This window comes from Corynebacterium intestinale, assembly GCF_023574125.1.
In the GTDB taxonomy this organism is placed as follows: domain Bacteria; phylum Actinomycetota; class Actinomycetes; order Mycobacteriales; family Mycobacteriaceae; genus Corynebacterium; species Corynebacterium hesseae.
Map to the genome: position 1 here is coordinate 238,962 of NZ_JAMKFF010000002.1, position 16,067 is coordinate 255,028.

Sequence of the window (16,067 nt, forward strand, 5' to 3'; positions counted from 1 at the left end):
ACCATGTCCGTATTTGACTCAATCAAGAATGCCGGTTCCTCTGCTTTTGATGTGGCCAAGGATTTTGGTGGCCGTTTCAAGGAAGAGCGCCAGAACCAGGCCCAGAACGCGCAGGCGGAACGCATTGCCCGCGCCGCTGATGCGGCGGGCATGGGTGATGGCACCGCGAAGGAAGAGTCCTTCTTTGACCGCGTAACCTCCACGGCTAAGAACATCGGGGAGTCTGTGTCCTCCGCTGCACGTGAGACCCGCAACTCGGAGTCCTTCGTGAAGGCTCGTGAGGATTTCAACACCGCCTTCAACGAGACCCGTGAGGGGGTTCAGGGCGCTATCAACAACGCCAAGGAGCAGCGCGCGGCGGGCCAGCAGCCGCAGGAGCCGCAGAGCCCGCGCAACCCCTATGCAGCAAAGCCGAACGACGATGTCATCGACGGCGAAGTCGTTGACGAGAACTAATTAATGCACACTTTTCTAGATATTATTTCGTCGATACCGCAGTACATTTTTATGGCGGTATCCCTCTTTGCCCTCATCGGTGCCGTCCTAGCGGCGATGACGCGGGAGGATGCCTTCCGCGCCGGTGACCGTCAAAACAAATGGGTATGGGTCGGGCTACTCGTCGGTTCCGCCCTGGTGATGAACCTGCCGCTGCCTTTCGTTAGCTGGATTGGCGCCATCATCACCGGCGTGTACTGGTTTGATGTGCGCCCGCAGCTCAAGGCCATCATCAACGGCGATTATTCCTACTAATGCTGAACCTGCTTGAGGCCTCCCTGGAGGAGGTGCGGACCCAATCCGCGGGGCAGCAGCGAGTGCTTGTCTCCCCGCACCATGTGCTTGCCGCCGAGGGCGCCGAGCACGTCATTGCCGTTGCCGGCTATCCCACTGGGCGCCATCACTCTTTGGTGAAGGCGGCGGAGGCACGGCTGGCCGTGCAATCAGGCGCCGCAGAGGTGTGGGTTGCGGTGGATGCACTGCTTGGCGACGCCACCTCGCTCCTCTCAGAGCTCGTCACCCTCCGCGAGGCCTGCCCGCTGCCCGTGCGTTTGGGGCTCATTCTTCCCGAAGACTCGCGCTTGCCGCTTAAAGAAATAGTCCGCCTGGCGGAGCAGGCGGGCTATCAATGCCTTGTTGATCCCGGTTCCGTCGTTTCAGACGACGAAGACCTGGACACGCAGCTCACCGTAGAGAGCCTGCGCTCTCGTCCTTAAGTATTAGTTGGCCGGTGACGATTCCGGTGCTGGCGCCGTGGCGGAATCGAGTTCGCTCATCGGGACGTCGTGGCCAATGAGGGTCAGCGTGAGCTCGCCAGCGCCGACGTCCACGGATTCAAAGGTGAGCTTTTGGCCCGCGAGCTGTTCCTCCATGCCTTCGGCCAAGGCATTCGAAATCGCGGAGGTTGCCTGCTCCGGCAGGTCGAAGCCGAAGAGCGATGCTTCCTTCGCATCGATGGCGAGCTTGCCGTCGCGAGCCTCCGGCTTGAGCGAGAGCGTGGCCAGGCCGCCGGCGAATTCCACCTCGAGGTCATCCTCGGCATCGTTGGCGGTAATCGCGGTGACCACGAGGTTGCCCAAGGCATCATAGCCAGACTGCTCAGCAATGGCTTTCTGGAAGCTCGCGAGCAGGAACTGATCCGGGACCGTCGTCGAGGCCCGCAGAGTGCCCGCGACCGGCTCCTGGGACAGCGTCATGTCTTCGACGTGGACATCAGCGGCCGGTTGGCCAGCGATGTTGGTGCCATCAATCTTCAGCGTGGACGGGGTCTTCATATCCATCTGCGGAATCTTGCCGTTGAGCATGCCAAAGACCATGGGGCTAGCACCGAAGCTCACCTCCGGTTCCTCGGAGGTCTCCACGCCCTGTTCCTTGGCGGACTGGGTGAATTGGCTCTTCATCTGTGAACCTAAGAACCAGCGCAGGCCGAGCTCAGCTACCAAGATGATGAGCAGGAGTACCACGAGTACGCCAATGAAGATTTTCCAGGCCGTCGAGGCGGAAGATTTAGAAGAAGCCATGACTACTAGTGTGGCGCACCGGCTTAAAGATGGCCAACTACCAGGTTCCAATCCACTGTGAGCACGTTGTCCCGCAGGCGGCGGTGTACCGGATGGATGGGAACTGTCTGCCGGAGTTCTTCGCGCGCCATGCGCCAGCGCACCCGCGGGCCATAAGGAGACCATCCGGCGGCGCGGTCCCAGGCGGCGTCGGCCGCCTGCAAGAGCTCGTGGATCGGCTCACCCGGCACGTTGCGGTGGATGAGGATTTTGGGCAGGCGCTCCGCGATATCGCTGGGGCGCGCAACGTCGAAGGGATCCCAGGCGAGGGTTAGGGTGCGTGGGCCGGAGGCGTCGAGAAGCACCCAGGCCGCCCTGCGCCCCAGCTCGTCGCAGGTTCCCTCCACGAAGAACCCACCGGGGGCCAAGCGCGAGTTCACGGTGTTCCAGGCTTTCTCCACCTGGTCCACGTCATACTGGCGCAGCACGTTGAAGGCCCGCACCAGCTGTGGGCGGTAGCCTGCTAGCTCGAAGCCGCCGAGCTCAAAGGTCACGCCATCGCGCGGCGGCAGCACGCGCTCGGGGGAAATCTCCAAACCCGTCACCCGGGTATGAGGATTAACGCTGCGCAGCCAGCCGGCCCACTCCACCGTGGTGGTGTGGGAGGCGCCGTAGCCGACGTCGAGAGCCAGCGGCTCATCCGTGGAACGCAGCAGCGAGGAGATTTCCGGGTGCGCCACCATCCAGCGATCGCAGCGGCGCAGGCGGTTGGGATTAGTGGTGCCGCGGGTAACAACGCCAAAAGGCCGACCAGCGCTTTCCTGAGCCTTCAGGTTATGCGCGTGATCGGCCATGGCAACAACTGTGGTGTAGAGAGCTGTTTAGAGGTTGTTGGAGATCCACTCTTCGGTGAGCTTGCCCTCGTTGGTGTAGAGCTCCTGCAGAGCCTCAGCGACCTTCGGCTCGATGGCAGCGCCCATCATCGGGATGTTGACGGAAACCTCGGTGACGTAATCCAGAGCGGTGGACTCGCCCTGGCCCTTGTAGGTGATGTCGCCCTTGAAGTCGACCGGGGTGCCCTTGACGTCAGCGGTGAAGGAGACGGACATCTGATCATCGACAACCTCGCCGATGGTCACGGTGCGCTTTTCCTTGAGGTCCTGGGAGACCATGGCGCGGACGGCCTCCGGGAGGAGGGAGGTCGGAAGAATCTCGTAGAGCACGGCGGTGTTGCCGGTGAACTCGTGCACGGTGCCCGGTTCCGGGGAGAGCTTGGCCACGATGAAGTCCCAGTACTCCTGGGTGGACAGTGCCTTGTGCACCTTATCGATGGGCTGGTTGATGATCACGGTGTTTTCGCTACGGGTTGACATGAGTTACAGACTACCTTGGTAGACGTGCTAGATAAATTCCTGACCCTCGCTGATATTGACGGAGTCACGCTTGATTCCGAGACCACCTTCGCCGATCTCACGACGCTGCGCATCGGCGGTGCCCCGCTGGTGACGGTGCGCTGCGCCAGCGCTGGGGCCGCCATCGCTGCGCTGGCAGCGCTTGACGACGCCTCCCAGGACTACCTCGTCGTCGGTGGCGGCTCCAACCTCGTGGTGGCGGAAGGTCAGCTGGATGTCGTGGTGGTCATCCTCGACTTTGAGGACATCGACGTCTCCGTGGCCAGTGGCCTCGTGCGTGCTGATGCGGGCGCGGTGTGGGATGACGTCGTGGCTTTGTCCGTGGACTGCGGTCTGGGCGGCATCGAGTGCCTTTCCGGGATCCCGGGCAATGCGGGTGCCGTGCCGGTGCAGAACGTGGGTGCATACGGCGCTGAAACATCCGACGTCCTCACGCAGGTCTATCTCTACGAGCGCGCTACCCGGACCGCGACGTGGGTGCCGGCCGCGGACCTGGAGCTGGCCTATCGCTACTCCAACCTGAAGTTCACCGGGCGCGGCGTGGTGCTGGCCGTCGAGCTGCAGCTGACTACCGACGGCCTGTCGAGGCCCCTGCGCTTTGGCCAGCTCACCCAGAACCCTGGTGAGCGCCGCCCCGTGGCCGAGGTCCGCGAGGACGTACTGAAGCTGCGCCGCGGCAAGGGCATGGTGCTTGACCCAGAGGACCACGACACATGGTCGGCCGGTTCCTTCTTCACCAACCCCATCGTCGAGCCCGAGCTTGCCGATTCCATCCAGGAAGCAGTCCGCGCCGCCCGCGGTGACGAGGATGCTGACCGCATGCCCCGCCATGCGGTGCCGTCCACCGCATCTGGAGAAGAAAAGGAAAAGCTCTCCGCCGCCTGGCTCATCGAGCGCGCCGGCTTTGCCAAGGGCTACCCGGGTGAAGAATCGGGTGCGAAGGCAACCTTGTCCACCAAGCACACCCTGGCGCTGACCAACCGCGGTGAGGCCACTGCGGACGATATCGTTGCGCTGGCCCGCGACATCCGCGCCGGGGTTCAGAAGGCCTTCGGCGTGACGCTGGAGCCGGAGCCCATCTGGCTAGGGGTAGAAATATAAGTGCGAAATATTTAAAATAGCGTTGAATTACTAGTTCGCCGCAGGCAGTCACTAGCCGCCTGGAAAGGACCTCGCATGTACATCCCCAAAGACGTACTCTTTGCCATCCTCCTCTTTGCTTCGAGCCTTCTCTGCGTGGCGGCGATCCTATTGATCCCTGGACTGTTCGCGGAGTTCAGCGCAGCACGTTGCACCTTGATGGCGAGTGTTTTGGGGCTTGGCGTCGCCGGGCTGTTCGTCGCCCGTACCCAGATCCGACGCCTCGAGTCCTAGGACGGATAGGCCCCGCCCCGATGTCATGGCCATTTAGGCCATGACGTTGAGCCACTCTTCCTTGGCCGCGAGGAAGTTGCGTGCGGCCTCCTGCGCGCCCTCAAGTGAGTGGTGGGCGCCCCAGCCGCACTGCACCTCGTTGGCGGCGGGAACCTCAGTGGCATTGAGGATGTCATTGAGCGCGCCCTCGACAGCGCGGAGCAGCTCATCCTGCTCCATGCCGTTGGTGATGGCGTAGAAGCCGGTACGGCAGCCCATCGGGGCAAAACCAATGAGCTTGTCGGTGTAGTTGCGCATGAAGTTGGCCATCATGTGCTCAACCGAGTGCAGTGCCTCGGTACCGAGGTGCTCTTTGTTGGGCTGGCAGAAGCGCAGGTCATACTTGATAATCTCGACCCCGCCACCCAGGTCGGTGCGGTCGGCGACGCGGATATAGGGGGCGTCGACAAGCCGGTGGTCAAGCTCGAAGGACTTTACGTTGATCTTGTTCTCGGAGTTCTTCTCAGTCATGCCTCCCCAGTGTAACCACGGCCTAGCCTGTGGCCCGAGTGTCCTTCCCCTGAATGCGGGCTGTGCCGCATACGCTGGTCAGATATGAGCGAAGAGGAGATTGACGGCAACGCTATGTCGGCCGAGGAGCCAGAAACAATCGTGCCGTTTAAGGGCCCGACCATCCTGGAGGTTCAAGGCCATGATGACGAGCACAATCCCCTCGCCAAAGGTAATCGCCTGCGCAAGGAGAGCTGGGGGCTGGTCATCCGCCGCACGTGGAATGACTTCTTCCACGATGCCTTCATGGACCGCGCCGCCGGGATGACCTACTTCACGCTCATGGCTTTTGCACCAACGGTGCTGGCCGCCTACTCCATTGTCACGCTCATCTTCTCCTCCCGCCAAGCGGAAGTGGAGCAGCTGACTTCTGAGTTCATTGAGCAGTACGTCCCCGGTTCGCTTTCTGAGCAAGCCCACATGATTGTCGGCACGATTATCGGCTCCAGCGCGCAGGGCACGTTGGCGCTGATCATCTCCCTGGCCATTTCGCTGTTTTCTGCCTCGGCGTATGTGCGGGCCTTCTCGCGGACAGCCAATACCGTGTACGGCCGGGTGGAGGGCCGCGGCATCATCCGCACGTGGGCGCTGATGTGGGGGTTGACAGCAGTCATCGTGGTCGGCGCGGTCATCGTGCTTTTTGCCAACTTGCTGCGTGATGCAGTTCTTAATGAGGGGCTGATTCCGCTTGCTCGCAACGTAGGACTAGAAGATGCCGCCACGTACCTGGTGCGAATCTTCCTCCCGGTGTGGAACTGGCTGCGCTTCCCAGTTACCGTGGTTGTGGTTCTCACGCTTATCGCGGTGCTCTATCACTTCAGCCCCAACGTGCGGCCCGGGCGTTTTAGGTGGATTACCTATGGCTCCGTGGTGGCGCTCGTGGGCACGGTCGTGTCCTGGGGATTGGTAGGCCTCTACCTGAAGTATCTTGCTGCGGCCAGCGCTTATGGTGCACTGAGTACCGTCATGGCGGTCTTCGTGGCCACGTGGTTGATGAACACTGTGTTGATCGTCGGCATCAAGATTGATGCGGAGGTACTGCGCGCCAAGGAGCTGCAGCTGGGATTGCACTCCGAGCGTTTCATCCAAGCCCCGCCGCGCGCCGAGAACTCATCCCAAGCCCAGGCCCGCGCCCAGGAGAGCTTGGAGCAGAGGGCGCGTGAGATTTCAGAGAATGCGCGGCAGGTACAGGATGAGGCAGCAGAAGAGCCAGAGGAAGAACGCGCCTAGTTGCCAAAACCTTGCCCCCGCGTTGCATGGATCGGCGATAAGTTTGGCAGATAGGGCAGTTGTGAAGCCGGGTGGTTACTGCACAGACTCTTCTGGAACCCGGCGTTGGCCCGCGGCCTTTTCTTGCCTGTGCTTGTTAATCAGTGCCGAGATAAGGAACCCAAACCCCATAACCGTTGTGGCCCTGGTTGACCACTCGTAATCAGCGGAGAGCCAACCGGCAAGGGAAATCACGCTGAGCACGCCGACCGCTGTCATGAGGAATTTTTCAATATCCATGCTTCGTCCTCTGGTTCGTGGAAGTCTCGCAATTAAGTAAACGGTGCCTTATGCGAAAACTACCACGAGGCGAGGAGCGCAGGCAGAAAAGAAGCCGAGGATGCCCGCTTCTTTGCGGACGTCCTCGGCTTGTTCTTAGCGCTTGTTGTTAGAGGCTAGCGCCTTAGGCGGAGGGGTAGGTGCCGTCTTCGGTGAGGCGCGCGGAGTCGTCGAGAAGCATGGCAATCTCGGCGGCCTTGGCGTCGCGTGCCGGGAGGCGGCGGCCCTCGATGACCTCGAAGAGCGGGGCGCGGCCCAGCATGCCGGCCTCGAAGTGGGCGCGGCCGGCGCGCAGGCGCTGCTTGGCGCGCTCACGCCACTGGGCGGCGGCATCCGCCCCGCGCTGCTGGGACACGGCCTGCTCGAACACGCCTGGGTGGGCGTAGACGATGAGCGCGCTGACGTGGCCGAAGCCGAGCGAGGTCAGCGCCGCGGCCTTCACGCTGTGGCCCGCCGCGGCGAGGTCCAGCGGGGAGCGCAGCCACACCAGGTTCGGCGCCTTTGGGGCGATGAGCGGGTCGACGCAGTCCAGGGACACATTCGCCGGGATGCGGTGCGTGCGGAAGACATCGATGATGCCGCCGGTCTGGAAGAGCGCGGCACCCGCCTTGGAGTGGCCGGTGAGCGTCTTCTGGGAGATGACGAACATCGGCTGATCCTCATCGCGGCCAATCGCCGGCCACAGCAGGGAGTGCAGCTCCGACTCGTTGGGGTCGTTGGCGTTGGTGGAGGTGTCGTGCTTGGACAGGACGCTGACGTCGTTGGGCGTCAGGCCCAGACCGCGCAGCGAGCGCGCCAGGCGGGAGTTCTCTCGGCCGCGGCCAGCGCCCAGCGCACCCAGTCCAGGGGCCGGGATGGAGGTGTGGGCGCCGTCTCCATAGGAGGCAGCGTGCGCGACCACCGCGAGTACTGGCAGTCCTAAGTCGGCTGCTAGTGAGGCGCGAACTAGCAGGACCGTGCCGCCGCCCTCGCCTTCGAGGAAGCCGCCGCGGCGGCGGTCGTTGGCGCGGGAGATGAAGCGATCATCGATGCCCTTGGCGGTCATTTTCGCGGTCTCCGCGGTGGCGTTCATGTCACCGAAGCCCTGGAGGGATTCCACTTGGACATCGTCGATACCGCCGGCCACGACCACATCGGCCTTGCCCAGGGCCATCTTGTCCACGGCCTCCTCAATCGACACCGCTGCGGTAGCGCAGGCGCCGATGGGGTGAATCATGGAACCGTAGCCGCCCACGAGCGACTGCATGGTGTGCGCCGCGATGACGTTGGGCAGGGCCTCCTGCAGGATGTCGGACGGGCGCTCCTCGCCGAGGAAGCGAGTGACGAAGACCTTGTGCAGGGATTCCATGCCGCCGATACCGGTGCCCTGCGTGGTGGCCACCTGGCCCGGGTGGATGGAGCGCAGCAGCTCCGCCGGGGAGAAGCCGGCCTGGGTGAAGGCATCCACCGCCGTGACCAGGTTCCACACCGCCATGCGGTCGAGGGAGTCGAGCATGTGCTCCGGGATTCCCCACTTGGCGGCGTCGAAGTCATCCGGCATCTGCGCGGCGACGGTGCGGGTCAGCGTGGCCTTGCGCGGCACCTTGACGGTGGCACCCTGGCGGCGGGTGACCTGCCATTCGCCGTCCACTTCGGCGATGCTGACGAACTCCGGGTCCGCCGCCTGGATATCGCGGGCGGTGGCCTCCGAATCCACGGTGAAGGTGACGTCGCGGTCCAGGAAGACGGTGGTCAGGTCGATGGAACCGCGGTCGGTGAGGTGGTACTTATCGGTCAGCGTGCGCACGCCGGAGCGTGCGACGACCTCATCGCGGAAGCGCTCGAAGATGTCCTCCTCGGCGATCTCTTCATCGCTCTCCACCACGAACCAGCCCGGGTGTGGATCCTCGCGCCATTCCACCAGCCCGGTCATCCACGCCAGCTCCAGCACACCGGCGGCGGTCAGCTCCGCGGAACCATCACGCTGCAGACCAAACTCGGCCTCGAAGCGCGTGCGGCCGGAACCCCATGAGGAGACCTCGCCGATACCAGCGATGACCACCATATCCTCCAGGTCCGTGGTGACCTGGCCAACTTCTTCCTCCAAGCCAGGCTGAACCGCCTGCACCTGGTTGGGCAGCGCGGTGATGGTCGCGGGGGCTTCCATATCTTCGTGCGGAACTGCGTTAGCGGTTTCCGCACCGGCAGCAAGCACGGTGAGGGAGAAGCCTTCCAGACCGCCGGTGAGGTCCTTCTCCACCGGGGCATGCGCTGCTTGCGCGCGCGAGTCGGCGCTGGCCAGGTCCATGAGCTCGGTGGAAATCTCCTCTGGGCTCCACACCTTGATGCCGGCCTTCTCGGCGGCGGGCACCAGCCCATCGTTGCCGCCCATGAGGTGCGTGCCAGCCACCCAGCCGATCTTCGCCTGCGCCAGGGTGACACCCTGCGGCCAGCCGGCCTCGACCTTCCACTTGTTGAGGATGGCATCGAGTGCTGCCTTGACCTCGCCGTAGGCGCCGTCGCCGCCGAAGGTGCCGCGGTTGGGCGAGCCCGGCAGGACGACATGGCAGCGCTTGTCGACGTCCCCCTGGCTCAACCTCGCCAGCCCCGCAATGGTGCGCTCGACGGACCACAGCAACAGGCGGGCCTGCGTCTCGGTCGTTCCGGAGGCATCCGCCAGCGAGCCGGAGACGCTCGGCGCGGCGAAGGGGAAGGCCAGCGTCGGGGTCAGCGCAGGCTTGAGAATCTTGACCTCGTTGCCCACGGACTCGCGCTGCTCAGTGCCGATCCAGTCGATGAGGGCGTCAATATCGCGGAAGCTCGACAGGTTCGCCGGGACCAGCCACAGGGCGGAACCGGCAGCGCCGTGCTCAGCGTAGAGCGTGCGCGCGAATTCCTTGCGGGCCTGGCTCACGCGGGATGCGGTCATGATGACCGTCGCGCCGCCCTCCAGCAGGCGCTCCACCAGCGCGGTGGCGATCGAACCCGGCGCAGCGCCCGTGACCAGGGCAACCTCACCGGCGAACGCGCCGGGGGTGGTGTCCACGGCGGCCTGCGCGATGTCTTCGCGCTTCCACCAGTGGGCCTGGCGAGCTAGATCCTCGCCGGCACCGCGGAAGCTGTCCACCGGGTACTCGGCCTGACCCAGCGCCACGCGGGCGAGGCGCTCGCGGGCGATGGCCCAGGAGTCGTCGAAAAGCACGGCCTTGTTGGCGTCGAAGGACGGCGTGACGGACTTGAGCCAGCCGGAGCCGAGCTCTGCCTCAACGGCATCGATGACGGTCGTATCAGGTGCCTCGATGAGCTCCGGTTCGGAGTCCAAACCCAGCTGGGAGAGCACCTGGCGGGCGGCCGTGGCCAGCACGCCGTTCTCACCGGTGACGGTCTCGGCGAAGGCATCCAAAGCAGCGGAGTCGACCACGGCACCGCCACCTGCACCACCTGCGGCAGCGCCCTTGGATACGGACGCACCGTGGGTAGCGGCGACGGCCTGGACGGCGGCGTCGATCAGCTCGTGTGCTGCGGACTTCGAGGTGGCGCTCGCCGGCACGGTGTTCAGCGAGCCTCCGCGCACGGAGTCCTCCTCGCGGGAGCCCAGCAGGATCTCTGCCTCGACGTGGGCAACCCAGGATTCGGGCAGGCCCCAGGTGCCGGTGACGTAGTCCGCCACGGCGGTGGGCTTGAGACCCGCAGCGCCGAAGAGCTGGCGCAGGCGCGCGCCGACGGCCTCACCCAGCACTGGGCCGAAAGCGGAGTAGCCCGGGGCGGCGGTGGCGACCTTCTCGCACAGCGTGGCCACGTCGGCATCGGCGGCGCCATCGATGGCCGGCACGCCGATTTCTGCGGACATGTCCATGAGCAGCTGGTTGCGGCGCGAGGACACTCCGTTGGTCAGCTCCTCCACGGTGTCGGAGTCCGTGATCTGGTCCACGCGGATCTTGTTCTGGAAGGCGAAGAGCACCATGATGGCCTCGGCGGCACCAAAGCGCAGTTCGGGGGCGTCGCTCGCAGCTGCCGCGGTAGGTGCAGGAGCTGGTGCGGCGGCCGGAGCCTCGGCAGTTTCGACTGGTGCTTCGCTCGCCTGCGGTGCCTCTTCGGCGTCGGATTCCGCAGCCGGTGCGGCGGCGGGGGCTTCGGAGACGTCGGCAAGCATGACCTGCTCTTGGTCGCGCTCCACGTTGAGCACGCGGATGGTGCCTTCCGGGATTCCGGCGACGGCTAGCGAGCGGGTGGCCAGGTTGGTCAGCGTCGGGGAAGAAGCCAGGCCGACCTCGATGATCTGCTCGACCTTGCCAAAGAGGAGTTCCTGGGTTTCGATCCAGCGCACAGGGGAGGCGAACTGCCAGGACAACAGCTCGACGAGCAGCAGGCGGGCGAGCTCGTGCTCGGAGAGGCTCTCCACCTGCAGGCCGTCCAGCTTGCCGGAGGGGGCAAGCGGTGCCACGGCGTCGACGAAGTCCTGGGTCAGCTCGAAGGGGCGGGCCACCAGGTTCGGAATGTAGCGGCCTACCAGGGCATCCAGATCCAGCTCCTGCGGCAGGAGCTCATCGAGCTTCTCTGCGAAGGCCGGAACGCCCTCGTGCAGCACGCGGGAGTGGAAAGGAACATCGATGCCCGGGACCATGACCGCCGCGCGCGGGGCGATGGCATTGGCCTTGTCCACCAGGGCCTTCAGCCCCTTCTTGGTGCCGGCGACGGAGTACTGTTGGCCGCGGATGTTGTAGTTAACAATCTCCAGGAACTCTCCGGTGGCCTCGGCGACCTCAGCCACCCAGGCGTCAACGTTGTCTGCGTCAATGCCGGCCATGTTCGGGCGCAGTGCCGCCATGGCGTACTCGGAGTTGCCCTCCGCATCGCGCGGGACCAGGTTGCCCATGGCGGAGCCGCGGGAGTAGACGATGTCGATGACACCTTCGAGGTCAAAGATATTCGCCAGCGAGGCCAGCGCGGTGTACTCGCCCAGGGAGTGGCCGGCGAAGTAGGAGGTCGGGGCCAGGGCATCCTCGGCGCGCAGGCGCTCGGTCTGGGCATAGGCCACCACGGCCAGGGCCACCTGCGTGAACTGGGTCAGGTGCAGCACGCCCTGCGGGTGGCGGAAGGTGGTGCCGCGAACGGTGAGTTCCGTCGGGTTCTCATCGATGATCTTCTGGATGCTAAAGCCCAGGTTCTCGCGGGTATGCGCATCAGCACGGCGCCACGCTTCGCGCGCTGCCGGGGAGGCCTGGCGGTCGCCCTTGCCCATGCCTTCGGCCTGGATGCCCTGGCCGGGGTAGACATACGCCGTGGTCGGCGCGGCGAGCAGCGCCTGGCCGCGGGAGACCACCTCGCCCTCGATGCGGCAGGTGACCTCGAGGGCCTGGTGGATGCCCTTGCGGCCGACGCGTTCGACGGTGACCTCGATGTCATCACCCAGTTGCACCATGCCGTACATGGAATAGGTCCAGCCCACCACGCGGCCGTGGCGTCCGGCCACTTGCTGCGCGGCGGCCGAGAGCCACATGCCATGCACCAGCGGTGCCTGCAGGTTCACCAGCTGGGCCGCGTTATAAGAGGTGTGGATCGGGTTATAGTCGCCGGAGACCAGCGCGAAGGGCGTCATGTCCTGCGGGGCGGTGACGGTGGCGCGGTCGACGAAGGAACGCGGGGTCGGCACCACCTTGGTGGCGGACTTGCCGCCGCCCCACTCCGGTGCCTGGCTCGGTGCGGCGGTGCCGGTGGCGCGGCCGCGGATGGCAAAGCGGTGCAGCTGCGTGGCCACGATGCCACCGGAAGCGTGATCCTTGAGCTCGAGCTCGACCGTGACGATGCGCCCGGAGACGGATTCCTCGATGGCGGTGCAGGAGGAGGTGACGTCGATCTGGCGGCCGTCGGCAAGCTGCTCCAGCGGTACGCGCACGTCGATGACGTGGTCCAGGTGCACCGCGTTGAGCAGGCCCTCGATGACCGGGTAACCATCCTCCAGGCGTCCGGAGCCGAGCGCGGCATAGATGGCCGGCCAGCAGGGGCCGACCAGAACATCCGGGGTGCCGGCCTTCTCGGCTGCGGCATCGCCGCAGGTCACCGCGCTGTGTGCGGAGAGCAGCGAAGCAGGGAAGTGGAAGGAGTAGCCGGACTCGACGGTGGGCATCTCCGTAATCTCATCGCCCTGCTCCGCGGTGGAGCCGACACCGGCCAGCCCCTCCAAGAGGGTGAAGACGGAGTTGGGTAGGCGCTCCTCGGAGACCACCGGGGAGCCACCCGTGGCTACATCCTCCGGCAGGTCCACTGGGACGGTGACCTCGCGAACGTAGAAGGGGCGCTGCTCCTCCGGCAGGTCATCCCAGTAGGAGTCCGCGGTGATGACGATCTCCCAGTTGCCCTCGGCATCCTGACGCAGGTCGAAGGCGTTCTCATCCATCTCATAAGCCGGGTTGGCCATGAGGTGGCCGTGCCACAGCAGGGTAGGAGAAGTACGCAGGAACTCGGCCTCATCGGCGGCGGAATTCAGGCGGGAGAAGGCCTTCTGCGGGGTCGAGCCCTGCTCCAGCAGCGCATCCGTGGTGGCCTGCTCGAAGCGGGCGAGCAACTCTGCCACCGGCTCGTTCTTCTTGGTAATGCCGGCCACGGCTACGGGGCCCGGGATGATGCGCACCTGGTCGGCGGAATAGCGCTCATCCTGGGCCTGCCAGAGGGTGTCCTTGCCGAACCAGGACTTCAGGTCACCGTCCAGGGCCGGTACCCACGGCATGGGCTTGACGTGCTTATAGTGCAGCGAAATCCACCAGGCGGCATCGCGCGCGGAGACCTCGGTGGTACGTGCGGCGGGGTATTCGGCCAACAGCTTGGCCACGGCCTGCGGGGCATCGTGGACATCCTCAACGCTGGTGAAGAGTGTTTCAATCTGGCCGTGGTCGGCCGGGTTCAGGCGGGCCTCAACGCGGTGGAGGAGATCGAGGAAGCGGTCATCCCAGCTGGGATCCACGAACGGGTGGGCCAGCTCCACGAAGCGCTCCAGCCACTCCGCGTAGGTCATGGATTCCACGTCGCCGAAGTAGGGCTTGCAGGTCTTGGCCAGGGCGTCGATGATCTCCTGGCGGTGCGCCGGGTACTCCTCGATGCTCAGGGACGTAATCAGGCGCGAGGCCGCTGCGAAGGAATTATCCAGGTCGTGGATGTCCGCCAGCAGGTGGGACTGGGAGGACGCCACGCCGTGTGCGCCGGTTCCGCGGCCGACCCATCCGCCGTTCTTGGAAGGCGAAATGCCTTCCGTGTTGACCAACAGGTCTTTGACGGAATCGGTGGCCTTGGCCTCCCTGGTGGCCATGGCGACGGTGCCGATGAAGACGGCGTCGACAGGCATGGCGGGCAGACCGTGCTTTATCGCCCACTCACCGGTGAGGTAAGAGGTGGCGCGGTCCGGGGAGGCGATGCCGCCGCCCACTGCCAGGTAGACGTTGGGGTGCTGGCGGATTTCGGCGTAGGTATCCAGCAGCATGTCATCCAGGTTGACCCAGGAGTGGTGGCCGCCGGCGTGGCCGTCCTCGACCTGCATGATGATGCGGTCCTCCGGGTAAGCCGTGGCGATGGCCAGGACATCCCGGATCTGCTTTGCGGTGCCGGGCTTGAAGGAGATGAAGGGGAAGCCATCGGCGTGGAGACGGTCCAGCAGCTCGCCGGCTTCCTCTACCTCCGGAATGCCGGCGGAGATGCACACGCCGTTGAAAGCCGCACCGGCCGCGCGGGCCTTGGGCACGATGCGCGCCTGGCCAAAGTGCAGGTTCCACAGGAAACGGTCGAAGAACATGGTGTTGAACTGTGCCGTGCGGCCGGGGCGCAGGTGCTTTTCCATGGTGGCCAGGTGGGCGCGGAAGACCTCATCGGAGTACATGCCGCCGCCGGCCATCTCCGTCCAGTGCCCGGCGTTGGCCGCCGCGGCGACGATCTCACCGTCAGCAGACGTCGGCGTCATGCCGCCCAGCATGATGGGGGACAGGCCCGTGAGATCGGAGAAGCGGGTCTGGGTGTAGGTGCGACCATTGGGAAGCTCGATGGTGCGCGGGGCGAAGTCGGCGTAGTTGAGGGCCCTGGGCAGTTCAGCGCCCGGGGTGGCCAGCGCATTGAGCTCCTGCGGGGTGGCGGCCGAGACCACCGTGACACCCGTTCCCTCCACCACGCGGCGGGTGAGGGTGGTCAGCGCGCGGTCCAGAACGATGAGGTGTTCGGACCTGAGCGCGGCCAGCGTGGCCGGCCAATCGTGTTCGTTGACCAGGATGGCCTCGGCCTGCGCGCGGGCCTCATCGACGTCGAGGCCGCACTTCTGAGCCAGCGCCACGGTGCGCTCGGCCGCCATGGCCAGCACCGGATTGTGGAAGGGAAGGGCCACGGGCAGCTCATCGAAACGCGGGCTGAGCTCATCGCCGCCGATGGTGCGCTTCTCCAGCTCGGCGTTGAAGCCCTTGACGGCCTCTTCGATGACGGTGCGGGTGGCGGCCAGGTCCTCCGGGCTGCCGGAAAGCGCAAAGTGGCGGCGGCCGTTGACCACGGCGATGGCGGCGGTGCCGTGCAGATGCTCAGTGACGAAGCCGCGCTCCAGGCCACGGACAGACAGCATCTGGGAGCGCGGATCGGAGCCATTGACCGCACTGGCAGCGGTCCCCATCAGGATGGCCAGGGCGAGGGCGTGCGCCGGCTTGTCGACGGCCAACGCGCCCAAGCTTCCCTGCGAATGCCCAGCGCGCTCATCGATGTCGACGCCTAGGTCACGCAGCTGCTCGATGGCGGCAATCTGGCCCAGGACGATGCCCGGGATGGATACCGCAGGCAGCGAGTCGAGGGTAGTGGACTCGGTGGAACCAGCGATGAGCTGCTCGAGGCGCTCCAGCGCGCCGGGGCAGGTGGAGGCGATGGTGCGTGCGGCGGGGCCGGTGAGGCTGCGGGCTTGGGCGAGGGCTTCACGTAGGGATTCGGCAGTGGCGGCAGTCTGCGCGGCGGTGGCGATGAAACCTTGCCAATCGGAGCCTTGTCCGGCGAAAAGCACGGCCGGGCGGGGCATGGAATGCAGCATAGTTACAGGCATCTTTCCTCTTTTGAGCTGATGGGGAACGGTGTGATGAAGAGCTGCGGGCAGACTTAGTTAGCCCTACAGAACAATCATGATGAGCCACCGTAGTCGAAGCCCTTGCGTATAGGTGTCTCCCGCGCGGAAAATGTGAGGTTTTTCTCACGTTTGGGC

The 16,067-nt window shown here is 65.1% G+C and carries 12 protein-coding genes; 6 read left to right on the forward strand and 6 right to left on the reverse strand.

Annotated features, from left to right (window positions below):
- Positions 1 to 3 precede the first annotated feature (3 nt).
- From M5J06_RS04085 to M5J06_RS04095, 3 genes are read left to right on the forward strand one after another with little or no spacing between them, the layout of a single operon-like run.
- Positions 4 to 456, forward strand: a complete 453-nt coding sequence (locus tag M5J06_RS04085) for a CGLAU_01105 family protein (RefSeq protein WP_070521169.1) — start codon at positions 4 to 6, stop codon at positions 454 to 456.
- Between the two features lie 3 nt (positions 457 to 459).
- Positions 460 to 750, forward strand: coding sequence for a DUF2516 family protein (locus M5J06_RS04090; protein ID WP_070596619.1), 291 nt, complete (start codon positions 460 to 462; stop codon positions 748 to 750).
- Complete coding sequence (locus tag M5J06_RS04095) at positions 750 to 1,211, forward strand: deoxyribose-phosphate aldolase (RefSeq protein WP_250224031.1); 462 nt, start codon at positions 750 to 752, stop codon at positions 1,209 to 1,211. Before M5J06_RS04090 ends, M5J06_RS04095 begins: the two co-directional genes overlap by 1 nt.
- Before the next feature lie 3 nt (positions 1,212 to 1,214).
- Here M5J06_RS04095 and M5J06_RS04100 read toward each other — a convergent pair whose 3' ends face one another.
- Genes M5J06_RS04100 through M5J06_RS04110 form a run of 3 tightly spaced genes read right to left on the reverse strand, consistent with a single transcriptional unit; the run spans position 1,215 to position 3,367 of the window.
- The gene (locus M5J06_RS04100; protein ID WP_250224032.1) at positions 1,215 to 2,015 is read right to left on the reverse strand and encodes an LmeA family phospholipid-binding protein; all 801 of its coding nucleotides are present in this window, start codon (positions 2,013 to 2,015) and stop codon (positions 1,215 to 1,217) included.
- Between the two features lie 23 nt (positions 2,016 to 2,038).
- A complete protein-coding gene (locus tag M5J06_RS04105; protein WP_250224033.1) occupies positions 2,039 to 2,848 on the reverse strand; it encodes a class I SAM-dependent methyltransferase in 810 nt (269 codons plus the stop codon).
- 27 nt (positions 2,849 to 2,875) lie between these two features.
- Positions 2,876 to 3,367, reverse strand: a complete 492-nt coding sequence (locus M5J06_RS04110; protein ID WP_101735766.1) for a DUF2505 domain-containing protein — start codon at positions 3,365 to 3,367, stop codon at positions 2,876 to 2,878.
- 24 nt (positions 3,368 to 3,391) lie between these two features.
- On the opposite strand from M5J06_RS04110, the gene M5J06_RS04115 reads away from it, so the two are divergent.
- A complete protein-coding gene (locus M5J06_RS04115; protein WP_250224034.1) occupies positions 3,392 to 4,507 on the forward strand; it encodes a UDP-N-acetylmuramate dehydrogenase in 1,116 nt (371 codons plus the stop codon).
- 75 nt (positions 4,508 to 4,582) lie between these two features.
- Positions 4,583 to 4,780, forward strand: coding sequence for a hypothetical protein (locus M5J06_RS04120; protein WP_070533977.1), 198 nt, complete (start codon positions 4,583 to 4,585; stop codon positions 4,778 to 4,780).
- A gap of 33 nt (positions 4,781 to 4,813) precedes the next feature.
- Here M5J06_RS04120 and M5J06_RS04125 read toward each other — a convergent pair whose 3' ends face one another.
- On the reverse strand, positions 4,814 to 5,290 hold the full coding sequence (locus M5J06_RS04125; RefSeq protein ID WP_250224035.1) for an S-ribosylhomocysteine lyase: 477 nt from the start codon (positions 5,288 to 5,290) through the stop codon (positions 4,814 to 4,816).
- 84 nt (positions 5,291 to 5,374) lie between these two features.
- Between M5J06_RS04125 and M5J06_RS04130 the strand changes: the two genes are divergently transcribed.
- Positions 5,375 to 6,559, forward strand: a complete 1,185-nt coding sequence (locus M5J06_RS04130) for a YihY/virulence factor BrkB family protein (protein ID WP_250224036.1) — start codon at positions 5,375 to 5,377, stop codon at positions 6,557 to 6,559.
- A 75-nt stretch (positions 6,560 to 6,634) separates the two neighbouring features.
- Here the strand turns inward: M5J06_RS04130 and M5J06_RS04135 are convergent, their stop codons facing one another.
- Both M5J06_RS04135 and M5J06_RS04140 read right to left on the reverse strand, forming a co-directional pair.
- The gene (locus tag M5J06_RS04135) at positions 6,635 to 6,838 is read right to left on the reverse strand and encodes a hypothetical protein (protein WP_250224037.1); all 204 of its coding nucleotides are present in this window, start codon (positions 6,836 to 6,838) and stop codon (positions 6,635 to 6,637) included.
- 163 nt (positions 6,839 to 7,001) lie between these two features.
- Entirely contained in the window at positions 7,002 to 15,911 is an 8,910-nt protein-coding gene (locus M5J06_RS04140; protein ID WP_250224038.1) for a type I polyketide synthase, read from the reverse strand.
- Positions 15,912 to 16,067: the final 156 nt, after the last annotated feature.

Coding starts and splice junctions, on each gene's coding strand:
- M5J06_RS04130 (WP_250224036.1), top strand. CDS start 5,375: ATGAGCGAAGAGGAGATTGACGGCAACGCTATGTCGGCCGAGGAGCCA.
- M5J06_RS04100 (WP_250224032.1), bottom strand. CDS start 2,015: ATGGCTTCTTCTAAATCTTCCGCCTCGACGGCCTGGAAAATCTTCATT.
- M5J06_RS04125 (WP_250224035.1), bottom strand. CDS start 5,290: ATGACTGAGAAGAACTCCGAGAACAAGATCAACGTAAAGTCCTTCGAG.
- M5J06_RS04110 (WP_101735766.1), bottom strand. CDS start 3,367: ATGTCAACCCGTAGCGAAAACACCGTGATCATCAACCAGCCCATCGAT.
- M5J06_RS04135 (WP_250224037.1), bottom strand. CDS start 6,838: ATGGATATTGAAAAATTCCTCATGACAGCGGTCGGCGTGCTCAGCGTG.
- M5J06_RS04105 (WP_250224033.1), bottom strand. CDS start 2,848: ATGGCCGATCACGCGCATAACCTGAAGGCTCAGGAAAGCGCTGGTCGG.
- M5J06_RS04090 (WP_070596619.1), top strand. CDS start 460: ATGCACACTTTTCTAGATATTATTTCGTCGATACCGCAGTACATTTTT.
- M5J06_RS04085 (WP_070521169.1), top strand. CDS start 4: ATGTCCGTATTTGACTCAATCAAGAATGCCGGTTCCTCTGCTTTTGAT.
- M5J06_RS04095 (WP_250224031.1), top strand. CDS start 750: ATGCTGAACCTGCTTGAGGCCTCCCTGGAGGAGGTGCGGACCCAATCC.
- M5J06_RS04140 (WP_250224038.1), bottom strand. CDS start 15,911: ATGCCTGTAACTATGCTGCATTCCATGCCCCGCCCGGCCGTGCTTTTC.
- M5J06_RS04120 (WP_070533977.1), top strand. CDS start 4,583: ATGTACATCCCCAAAGACGTACTCTTTGCCATCCTCCTCTTTGCTTCG.